The organism is Pseudalkalibacillus salsuginis (genome assembly GCF_021646685.1).
Lineage (GTDB): Bacteria > Bacillota > Bacilli > Bacillales > Fictibacillaceae > Pseudalkalibacillus > Pseudalkalibacillus salsuginis.
Genome location: NZ_JAKJHW010000019.1, coordinates 1 through 11147 on the forward strand (window position 1 = coordinate 1; position 11147 = coordinate 11147).

Here is an 11147-nt window from a genome sequence, read left to right on the forward strand (position 1 = left end):
GGACACCCTTGCCTTCAGCTAACGGCTACAACGACCTTCACCGTTCGGGACTTGAACCCTAGAGCGTGTGCACATGCCGGGCGCACAACAAAAAAAGGCAGGCAAAAACCCTGTCTTTCACGTTTCAAACATTCCTGGACTTAAGAATGTAGAATGCTGGGGAGCCGATGAAAAAACATCTTTAAAGAAGGATGCTTAAAAATATTCTTATAGCAAGGGACCAGTGTTTTAAATACAACTTGCAGACGAAGATATTCATTGGCTCCGCAGTGTTATTAAAAGCCTGAATTTGGTTATGACGACTCTATAAACACAACTTTCGTATTATGAGGTCGCTCAGAATTTTCTGTACAAAAAAGAGCAGTCTCTCGACTACTTTTGTGGGCCCGGCGACGTCTTACTCTCACAGGGGGAAACCCCCAATTACCATCGTGTGATACTGAAATATATCGGTGCGGATTCAACATTTATCGGTGCGATTTTGAAATATAACGGTGCACATCCGAATTTTATCGGTGATTACCCAAAATAGGTAAGGAACCTTTGATCAATGACCACCATTATTGAGATGGTCATATGATAACGGTAGCCGGGGTAGTGTGAAGCAACTTGGGAGAACCATGAGAGTTTGTGTTTTTTTAAATCACGGAATTATGAAATTCATTATTTACATAACTTTAGAATTTCTTGTATATTGCAATATAGATTAGCGTCTAATCCATAAAAACTGTTCTTCTCGTATTGTATTAAATGTAATCTATTAGTCGAGAAATAAGCCGTGAATAAGAATTATTTCACGTTAGATTTTTCAAATGAATGATTCGGGTAATACGTGATATGACATGTATAAGACTGAATACAGAAGCAATGCCCAACCAGATGATAATACTTGGCATCATCAGAAAGATGCCTTTCATGCTGATTACTCGTCCACCTCCAATAAATGTCATCAGTTGTGGGAGAAAGATAAATACAAAGAACGGTAGCAGCGTAAATGTGAGCGATAGAATGAACCACCATTTTGGACGTTTTTTGAATTTTTCTTCCCATTTTTTTATATATTTTATCTTTCGAATTCCAATCATTATCGTGGCTATTATAAGCACAACCATGAATATCTCTATTATTTGACTATTATAAAAAGGTTCAGTCGTAGGTTGATTTAACAATATTTTAGATATTCCACTTGGGAATGATGAATAATCAACAAATGCATTCAAACCACTATTGAACATCATAACTATTCCATATCCTTGATCTGGTAATAACACTTCTTCGGCTTTGTAGGTCCATAATATCCCGCCATGCATTACTTGTTTTTTTCCTTCATCTGTCTTATCTATTGCCCACCCCATTCCATAAGGTATTGTTGGATTTGCAGGGGTTTGCATCGTTATTATTCCTTTATCATATTATTTTTATTTTTAATGACCGTACCATAATCCGACCATTTTTCAATTCGCCTTTTCTGCTACGTCGGTTAGCTACATCGCTGAAAAGCTATACTTTCTTAACGTATAAAAACCCAATATCCTGGTATTGAAACCAGGATATTGGGTTTCTGTTTTTAAAAATATTGTCCAATTGCTGTTACACATATCTGTACATCATTTTTAGGTTACCTATATGAATCATGAGTTGGATGAAACAAGTCTTCCTCTGCATTTCTGACCATTGAAAAGTGTTCAACATTGTAATGACCATGAAGAGTTTTATTATGATGCTTTATAATTTGTTCTGCACTTAATACCTCACTGTCCGTTGTTGAATGTCCATCACCAACTAAAGTGACATCAAAACCACTAATAGTTGCTGTTCTGACTGCACTATCTATACAGTGTTGTGTTGCACAGCCCATAATAACAACATGATCGATCTCTTGATATCTTAAATGATTTAAAAGTTCTGTCCCATGAAATGAATTCGTTGCAGTTTTATCAATAATCTTTGCATCAGCAGGTACATTAATTTCATCGTGAACTTGAAAACCTATCCCTTGACCTTCAGCTATATCCAGATCCCTTACAAAGACAATTGGAATATCAGATTTTCTTGCTTTTTCAATTACTAAATTGATATTCCTAATAAGTTCCTCTTTATTAAAAACCGAACTTTCTTCTTGGTTCCCCTCGATTAATTCTTGTTGGGCATCAATAATTAACAATGTTTGATTCAAATGATTTTTCCCCTTTCAAATAATGTGGGGAAACGCTATATAATTTATTTAGACGTATTCCCCTTAATATTTTTCATGCCAAGATATTTTTTATTAGGCATAATATCTACCTCCTAAACAATCTATTGCCTGCAAATTAGTATTTATAATTTTTAGACAATTAAATTTTAACACTATTTCTAATAAACTTATACACATTCATTAATAAATGTTAGGTAAACCCTCAAATTATAGCAAAATGCCCTGTGTCAATCCACAGGACATTTCTACTTTCATTTATAAGTTATGCACTGCACCCAAAACGGAACCCTTTTGTAGGTTTCCCGGGCTTTTATCGTGTAACACCGGTCAAGCAATTGACCCAACGTATGGCCCCTCATCATCAGACATTATTTGAATACCGGGTCTTTGAATTGGGCGAGCTTTTCATACGATGATTTTTCTACATCGTGGTGCAAACTGTTCCCGTGAGAATCCATGGTTACGACTGCTGTGAAGCCTTCTACCTGCAGATGCCACATCGCTTCCGGGATACCGAACTCGAGTAGATCGACTCCGCTTACCTTTTTGATGCATTCTGCATAATATTGCGCTGCACCGCCGATTGCATTCAAGTAGACGCCGCCATGCTCTTCCAACGCCTTCAGGGTCTTCGGCCCCATGCCTCCTTTTCCAATGACTGCACGGATGCCGAATTTCTTCATGATGTCACCCTGGTAAGGTTCTTCACGGATACTTGTCGTTGGTCCTGCAGCCTTGACATGATACTCACCATTCGAATCCTTCATGATGACTGGACCACAATGATAGATGATTTGACCATTCAAGTTGATTGGCGCATCATTGCTCATCAGATACTTATGGATTGCATCACGTCCAGTATGCATAACCCCGTTGATACGCATGACATCACCGACTCGCAATTCACGGATTTTTTCTTCCGTGATCGGTGCTTCAAGCACAACCTCACGAACTTCATTCTTCTCTTCAAGCGCAGCTGCAGCCTTTTCCATTTCTTTTTTGAAATCGACCTTTTCACCTTCCTGATAGAACCACTCCAGAATCTCACCCGTATTCGGATCAAGCTTGAATCCGAGACGACGATACGCCCAGCAGTTGTATGCAACAGACACGAAGAAGCTTGCAGGAATACGGTTCATAACACCGACTTTACAACCTAGTAGTGTCGTCTCCCCGCCAAAGCCCATAGTTCCGATCCCTAGCTCATTGGCATTATCCATGACGTATTCTTCAAGCTTGCGAAGATCTTCGTTCGGATTGACGTCTTCTACAGAACGGAAAAGTTGATCTTTAGCAAGCTCGTAACCTGACGTCCGATCGCCGCCGATTCCGACTCCGATAAAGCCAGCGCTGCACCCTTGCCCTTGCGCTTGATAGACAGAGTGCATGATGCATTTACGGATCCCGTCCAAGTCACGTCCAGCTCGTCCAAGGCCGTCTAATTCAGTAGGCAGGCTGTATTGGATATTCTTATTTTCACAGCCTCCACCTTTCAGGATCAGCCTTGCATCGATGTAATCCTTTTCCCACTGCTCGAATTTGATGACAGGCGTCCCTGGTCCGAGATTATCACCGCTGTTCGCACCAGTCAACGAATCAACCGAGTTCGGGCGAAGCTTCGTATTCTCTGTCGCTTGTTTGATCGCTTCTATGATTGCATCTTTTATTTTCAGTTGATTCACACCAACCGGCACTTTCACTTTGAATGTCGGCAGACCTGTATCCTGGCAGATCGGCGAGACATTTTCATCAGCCTTTAAAATGTTTTCACTGATCGTATCGAGTGACATCGCTGCTCGAGTCCCGGCATTTTCCTGGGCCTTTGCTTTTGCAATCGCTCTGCGTACATCCTTCGGTAAATTGGTTGACGTCTCAACAATCAACTCGTACATGCTGTCTTTCAGTTTTTCCATTTCCCCAGTGTCCCCTTTATCATTATTTTCACCCAAGATGAAAGGCTCCTCTTCCCCAACATCCTGGTGGTATGATGAATTTTATATAGGCTCTGTTAAACACAAAATTCACTCGCTTTCTCTTCCCACAGGATTGTTGTGAATTTCGCTCAAGAACATTTTTCGAAAAAATCGACATTACTATTTAACAAAGACCTCAGAAAAAAACTTATTAAAAGCGGAAACATACTGCATTAAGTATATTTCCAGTATAACAAATTGTTCGGTTAAATTCCTTTTCTATCGACTCTTACTCCCAATTGTAGCGGAATTGCTTGCATTTCTGTTCAAGCTCATCCAACATGGCGATGATCTGATCGATTTCTTCGATTCCAGCCGTTTCAGGATCAATCGTATCCAATACTTTAAGAAGCATATCGATTCTATTCTGGATATAATCCATCTGTGATGATTTATCGTTTACGGCATTACCCATATAAAAGGTCTCCTTTCTTAATCCAATCATATGATAACAGATTACTACAAGGCTTTGGTGATTACCTGTCTTTACTATCGCTTTACAAAAGTAAGTCAAAACCTTACACTAAAAGTTATAGAAAAGTTTTAAACTCAATTCGAGGTGATGTTGGATGAATTATGAATGCATGTGCCCGAAATACGAAGCAGCAATCGAAATCATCGGCAAAAAGTGGACAGGTCTGATCATTCGTGTTTTGCTTTCTGGACCTAAACGGTTTAAAGATATAAAAAAACAAATTCCTGATATGAGTGACAGAATGCTGACTGAGCGTATGAAAGAACTTGAAGCTGTCGGCATAGTAAAAAGGGAGGTCTATCCTGAAACACCAGTCCGGATCGAATACACATTAACCGATAAAGGAATTTCACTTAAGGAAGTCATTAATGAAATCCAGCGTTGGAGTGATGATTGGGTGGAAATGGAATAGACTCAAGATAGATAAAAGGGGCGACTTTACAAAGTGTCGGCCCCTTTATTTTGCACTTATTTACCATTTTAATTTGTCATATTGAATCTTAGTGAAATGTAATCCTGAACTGGGATCCATGCCCCGATTCCTTGATGGGTTACATTCTTCACTTCAATACTCTTCTTGCTGCCCTTCAAGTTGATGAAGACTTCACCGTATGTGACCCTTCCTTTTTCGTTTACAGCAGGAACGTATCCATACAAATAACCTACCTTCTTTGGAGGTATGTTATAAACGTTCTCTTTCTTCGTTCCTCTTCCAATGATCGTTGTAAATGAAAGAGGAAGGCCTGTTTTTTGTGAAGCCTTGATCATCATCATCTTCTGGACATCCTCAGGGTTCTCGATCTGAGCCGTCAAACCTCCAGATACCTTCTTTTCATTTTCTTGATTGAATCGAAGTTGAGAAACCACTTTACCGCCCCGGTTGTTCAATTGGTTGACATTCACTTTTTGATATTCCCAGTTCACATTCGTTTCAGCTGATTCGTAATTCAACGGCCATTGACCTAAATAGATTTTAGCACGATAACCTATCGCAGCTATTGAAGGTGAAATGCTGGATTCATTAAAGAGACGGATAAGTTCCGGATTCTCGATTTTGATATCGGTTGTCGAGAACATTTGCTCTGTCAGCTGACTAGGTTGTAAATCAGGTAGGTCCTGTGTGGCATTTGGATAGGTGTTTTCTTTAGAAATCGATATCGTCGAATTCGGAATCGCAATCCTCTCGGAACTCTTCGCTTTTTCTGCGGATAATGCCTGATCTGGCCATAGTAAAAGCCCTAAGCAGACGATCAAAATACCCAACTTTCTCATCGGACATGCTCCTTTCTTACCTTTATTTTTTTCCACTCGGGATAAAATCTGCATGCCAAATTTTTCATGTATGCAAAAGTAGAGAAATTCCCACTCTAAAAGTTTTCAAACAATCGTTTGATTGAATGTAAATTTCTATGCTGATGCTATATCAAATGGCTTAATCAAACATTTGATTGACGATTTAAAATAATTGTCGAATGCCTAGGCTTCCTCGATCAATCGCCAGGACAACACTGAAATATCTTCAGGATACCCCTGGCCCTCCAGGAAAGTCCGGACCATTTTCAATGCATCGTCCGGAACCACGATTGCTGCAATTTCCTTTTTTTCAAAAACAAAGTCGCCAATGTTCCGCCACTCCCTTTCCCGATAAAACGTATGCCCTTCCCTCGGATGGAAGTCCGTGATTTTTATGAAATCCATCAACGGATGCTCTTCTCTCAACAGGTTGTCCTTTGACTCATGGACTGACGACACGTAACAAACCGGCAAAAAGACGTCATGGACTGCCTCCGCTTTAAATCCGATCGCAGCTCTCCCGTAGTACACAGCGTGCTCCACCAAATCTTTGAACGGGATATCAGTCGTACTGCAGAATGCGCTTGTCTTATATAGACCCACCTGCTCCTGGCTGGTTGCTTTCAATCGTTGCGACTTTAAAATCTTCAATAGGATCTCCACAGATTCTTTTTCTGTTTTCGGTTTGCTCCTTTTCAGCAATTCATCTGGACTCAGCACTTGTACATCGCCTTTTGGTGAACCGGTGAAATGCCAGTAGATCCTCGAATAATATCGCTGCATAAAAAACACCCTTCTATCAGGACTTCCTAACAGAAGGGTGTGCATCTTCACTGTATTTAATGTGTAATGTTAATTTTTGTTTTCAAAAATCTCAATCTCACGCCACTTGCCGAATTTATAATAACCGTAAGCAACGACACTGCTAATGACAAAGCTCGTTCCAATTCCAAAAGCGATGCCTTCTTCACCTAACCACCTTGAAAAAAGATAGGTCGACGGAACACGAAGTACCCAGAATGAAATCAGGTTAAGAACCAGGATCTGAACCATTGCTCCTGCGGCCCGTACAATCCCATTCAAGACAAAATTGATTCCCAGGAACGGGTAAAAGAAGGCGATACTTTTTAAATAGGTTGTCCCAAAAGTAATCGTTTCCTTGTCACTGACGAATAACCGGATCAATCCCTCAGCGAAAATAAATGCAAACAAACTGATCGAGAAGGAAACCCCCAGGATAAGATAGATTCCGTTTTTGGAAATCGCCTCGACTCGATCCCATGAATGAATACCGATATTCTGGCCTGCCATACTGTTCACGGCTGAACCCAAGGTGAACGCGGGGAGCATGATAATACTGTCGATTCGCTGGGCAGCTCCGAAACCAGCGACTACATCGGCTCCAAAATGGGCTACGATTCCCATGATCGCAGCAACTCCTCCAGAAATCGCCATCATCTGAAGTCCTGACGGAAAACCGAGCTTGAATAGTGTAAAAAAGTAAAACCTTGATGGTACATAAGGCATGACGAACGGGACATTGGCTCTCCATACCGAATAGATAAGCCCATAAATGAATGCAAAACCTTGAGAAACGATCGTGGCGTATGCCGCACCTACGATCCCCATATCAAAGACCCAGATAAAAAGCGGATCGAGGATCGTATTCAGGACAACCGCCATGAATACGAACCGGACTGGTGTTTTACTGTCGCCAAGTGCCCGAAGTACCGTTCCGATAAAATTATAACCGAACAAAAATAGGATCCCGAGGAAATTGACCTGCAGATAGCTGTGGGCTAACGGGAATATATCTTCTGGTGTTCCGAGCAGCTCCAACAGCCACCCTGATAGAAAGAAGCCGATAACACCTAAAGTCAAGGCCATGATACCGAGCACAAAGACGAAAGCATTCAACGATTCCCTCAAGCCTTCTTCATCGTCTGCACCTTTCTTTTGCGAAATGACGGTCAAGGAAGCGCTGTTCACCCCGATTATGAACGAGAGGATGGTGAAAATCAACGTGGCAGAAATCGAAATTGCACCTAAGGCATCTGAACCCAAAAGATTGCCGACCCACAAACTATCGATGAATTGGAAAGATGTTTGCAGGATGTTCGTAAGGAAAATCGGCATAGAGAAAACAATCATCTGTTTCGGAATTGGCCCTTTTGTAAAATCCATTTGTACAGCCATCGTTCCACCACCTTCTCTTGTCTCTTCATATTGAAAAGCACCCCTTTAAATATGGAGTGCCTTCCGAAGTTTGACAAATGTAATTTTCCCATTATAGACCCGATCTAAAACCTGTGTCCCGAGCCACTGGGTACATATCGCGAACAAGAAAATCCACCAGCCAATCACAAATGCGGTAAGGAAAAAAATCACCCCATTGATCCAGAACATCATTTGGCCAGGTGCACGCTTGAACACATTTGCAAAGATCTGGGCCAAAATCGCCATACCACCTGAGGAAGCCCCGTTTTTAAACAGAATACCGACGCCAATACCGAAAAGAAATGCTCCAAAGACAAGATCGATCCATGGAATTGAAATCGCCCGAGGTAACAGTAATCCGATCAAATCAACAGTAAGCGAAGTAACCGTCACTGAAAATATCGTTTTCCCTGCTGAAGCGGCACCGAGATATTTGACAGCAGCGAACAACAAAGGGACATTGACGAGCCATAATGTCCATCCATGCGGAACGTTCCAAAAGTACTCATTTAAAATAGCGATTCCTGCAGCTCCGCCAGACGGAATATGATGCGGAAAAAGAAACAGCCCCATACCAAGGCCCTGAATGATTGCTCCGATAGATAAATAGATGAACGTCCTTACTGTTGGACCCATTTTGCGCTTTCCACAACCTCAATGCTGTCATGGACCGATTGGACCATTGAACAGTTTTTACGGGTCAGCTGCATCGCCTTCTCGATTTTCTCTTCATTCCAATCCGATGTCTTGATATGAAAAGTAAGTTCGATTCTCTCTATACGGTTCGCCTCTGCCTCGTTCCGATCAACGTGAGCCTTTACAGTGATGTCTTCAAAAGGGTAGCGCATTTTCTCCAATACTTTTCGCAACACTCCACCGCTGCATACGGCTACCGATGAGACAAGTAGTTGATAGGGACGGAAGCCATACTCCTCGTTCCCGGAGATATCGAGCTTACCATATTCAAATTCAGTCGTGAAACCGCCCTCAGTCATGTTAAATTCCATTTCCAGCACTCCTGACCTCTCATAGAAGATTGTACTCTGATATAATATTTAAAGGATTTTTTAGAATTTAAGTGGATTAAAGAATAGACCAATATATAAAAATGTACCAACTTATGAAAGGAAGTACAAGTTATGCGTTCCGCCCGTTATCGTTTCATCGTTCTGATCGCCGTCGTTTTCGTTTCCGGATTTGCACAGGGATTATTGCTGCCTCTGCTCGCTATACTGCTTGAAAGGGCAGGAGTTTCATCAAGCGTTAACGGTTTCAGTGCGTCAGCATTTTATATCGGCATCTTACTTATCTCACCTTTTATTGAAAAACCATTGCATAGATTCGGCTATAAAAGGCTGATCATTACCGGCATAGCGTTGACATGTGTATCCATGCTCATCTTGCCGCTGTGGCAAGCGATCTGGTTCTGGTTTATACTCCGTGTCCTCATCGGGATCGGGGACCATATTTTCCATTTTGCTACACAGGTATGGCTTACGTCCATGAGCACTGCAAAAAGACGGGGACGAAACATTGCGATCTATGGTGTTTCATTCGGACTCGGTTTCGGTATTGGACCGGTTATGACAAGGCTTGTCGAAATCCATCTGGCATTGCCCTTCATCGTTGCAGCAGCTTTATGTGTCCTTTCTTTATCCTTCCTTATAAGGATTGACAACGAATATCCTGAAAACATTACGACACCGGATGTTCAAAGCACCTGGAAAAGGTACGGAAAAGTTTTCAGAATGTCCTGGGCGGGGTTGCTTGGAACGTTCGGATATGGATTTATTGAAACAGCCGTCCATAGTAATTTCCCGGTGTATGCCATCCGTCAAGGGCTTGGCATCGAAGCTGTATCAATCCTCTTGCCAGCCTTCGCGGTTGGCGCTCTCGTTTTCCAAGTGCCGCTCGGATTACTAAGCGATCGTTTCGGACGAAAACCGATCCTGTTGATATCACTCTTTATAGGTGGCATAAGTTTTTTAGCGATGACCCTGGATGATTCATTCGTTTACTTGACGACGATGTTCGTCGTTGCCGGTTTATTTCTCGGCTCCTTATTTTCGATGGGAATCACTTATATGGCAGACCTTCTTCCAAGAGATTTGCTCCCGGCGGGAAATATTTTAGCTGGTATTTGTTTCAGTCTAGGGAGCATATTCGGTCCTTTGATCGGTGGATTTGCCATCCAGTTTTTTAAAGAAGGAAGCATCTATTACACAATTGGTGGAATGATGCTTGTCCTGTTCGCAGCCATCACCTTTTTCCAGCCGATAGCGGTCAACCAAGTACAGCAAAAGGTTTAACCGTTTATCTGCCAAGGTATACTATATTCGAGACAGATAAATTGACGAATGATGGTTTAGCTTTTAAAATTGCAATCAGATAATAATCATTTTAATGTGAATAATATAGTTAAAGGAGTCGATCGAACAATGAGATTGCGTACTGAAATGCCTGAATTTGAAGGTGCTACAGAATGGTTGAACGGTGAGGTTTCGAAGGATCAATTAATCGGAGATAAGCCCACGCTTGTCCACTTCTGGTCTGTAAGCTGCCAGTTGTGTAAGGATGCGATGCCGAACATCAACCAATTCCGTGATGATTATAAAGACGAACTGAATGTGATTGCAGTCCACATGCCTCGTTCAGAAAAAGATCTGGATCTGGACCAAATAAAGGATGTAGCTGCAGAACATGGAATTATACAACCGATTTTCGTTGATAACCAGCACAAACTGACAGATGCATATGAAAATCAATATGTTCCTGCTTATTATGTATTCGACAGCGAAGGTAAACTTCGACATTTCCAAGCAGGCGGGGATGGAATGAAAATGTTGACCAAGCGTGTCAATCGGGTACTCGGAAAATGATATAAGAAAAGCATAAACGCCCTGATCAGCCACGAAGGTCACTGGAAGTCCTACGAGGAGGCTCTTGCCGCCACAGGAGGACTGAAGTGATCCAAGTGGTTGGGCGTTGGAGC

General features: G+C 41.8%; 12 protein-coding genes. 3 read left to right on the plus strand and 9 right to left on the minus strand.

The window, feature by feature from the left end:
• Nucleotides 1-794: 794 nt before the first annotated feature.
• The 4 genes from L1611_RS20550 to L1611_RS20565 form a co-directional block, all read right to left on the minus strand.
• Nucleotides 795-1391, minus strand: coding sequence for a serine hydrolase domain-containing protein (locus L1611_RS20550; RefSeq protein ID WP_236315592.1), 597 nt, complete (start codon nt 1389-1391; stop codon nt 795-797).
• A 227-nt stretch (nt 1392-1618) separates the two neighbouring features.
• Nucleotides 1619-2176, minus strand: coding sequence for a cysteine hydrolase family protein (locus L1611_RS20555; RefSeq protein ID WP_236315593.1), 558 nt, complete (start codon nt 2174-2176; stop codon nt 1619-1621).
• A gap of 389 nt (nt 2177-2565) precedes the next feature.
• A complete protein-coding gene (locus tag L1611_RS20560) occupies nt 2566-4110 on the minus strand; it encodes a fumarate hydratase (protein WP_236315611.1) in 1545 nt (514 codons plus the stop codon).
• Between the two features lie 289 nt (nt 4111-4399).
• A complete protein-coding gene (locus tag L1611_RS20565; RefSeq protein ID WP_236315595.1) occupies nt 4400-4585 on the minus strand; it encodes an SE1561 family protein in 186 nt (61 codons plus the stop codon).
• A 154-nt stretch (nt 4586-4739) separates the two neighbouring features.
• On the opposite strand from L1611_RS20565, the gene L1611_RS20570 reads away from it, so the two are divergent.
• Nucleotides 4740-5057 carry a winged helix-turn-helix transcriptional regulator gene (locus L1611_RS20570; protein ID WP_236315598.1) on the plus strand — a complete coding sequence of 106 codons (318 nt, stop codon included), beginning with the start codon at nt 4740-4742 and terminating at the stop codon, nt 5055-5057.
• Between the two features lie 68 nt (nt 5058-5125).
• Here the strand turns inward: L1611_RS20570 and L1611_RS20575 are convergent, their stop codons facing one another.
• The 5 genes from L1611_RS20575 to L1611_RS20595 all read right to left on the minus strand — a co-directional run bounded on the left by L1611_RS20575 (nt 5126) and on the right by L1611_RS20595 (nt 9162).
• Nucleotides 5126-5917: a YfkD famly protein gene (locus L1611_RS20575; RefSeq protein ID WP_236315600.1), complete on the minus strand. Its 792-nt coding sequence runs from the start codon at nt 5915-5917 to the stop codon at nt 5126-5128.
• Nucleotides 5918-6121: 204 nt separating this feature from the next.
• Complete coding sequence (locus L1611_RS20580; protein ID WP_236315601.1) at nt 6122-6721, minus strand: abortive infection system antitoxin AbiGi family protein; 600 nt, start codon at nt 6719-6721, stop codon at nt 6122-6124.
• 69 nt (nt 6722-6790) lie between these two features.
• Nucleotides 6791-8134, minus strand: a complete 1344-nt coding sequence (locus L1611_RS20585; RefSeq protein ID WP_236315603.1) for an MATE family efflux transporter — start codon at nt 8132-8134, stop codon at nt 6791-6793.
• A 45-nt stretch (nt 8135-8179) separates the two neighbouring features.
• Nucleotides 8180-8791, minus strand: a complete 612-nt coding sequence (locus L1611_RS20590; RefSeq protein ID WP_236315605.1) for a YitT family protein — start codon at nt 8789-8791, stop codon at nt 8180-8182.
• Nucleotides 8776-9162 carry an OsmC family protein gene (locus L1611_RS20595; protein WP_236315607.1) on the minus strand — a complete coding sequence of 129 codons (387 nt, stop codon included), beginning with the start codon at nt 9160-9162 and terminating at the stop codon, nt 8776-8778. The genes L1611_RS20590 and L1611_RS20595 overlap by 16 nt, the downstream gene beginning before the upstream one ends.
• Before the next feature lie 132 nt (nt 9163-9294).
• Between L1611_RS20595 and L1611_RS20600 the strand changes: the two genes are divergently transcribed.
• Nucleotides 9295-10464: an MFS transporter gene (locus L1611_RS20600; RefSeq protein ID WP_236315609.1), complete on the plus strand. Its 1170-nt coding sequence runs from the start codon at nt 9295-9297 to the stop codon at nt 10462-10464.
• A gap of 129 nt (nt 10465-10593) precedes the next feature.
• Nucleotides 10594-11034 (plus strand): redoxin domain-containing protein, encoded by a 441-nt coding sequence (locus L1611_RS20605; protein WP_236315610.1) that lies wholly within the window; start codon nt 10594-10596, stop codon nt 11032-11034.
• The last annotated feature ends 113 nt before the right edge of the window (nt 11035-11147 follow it).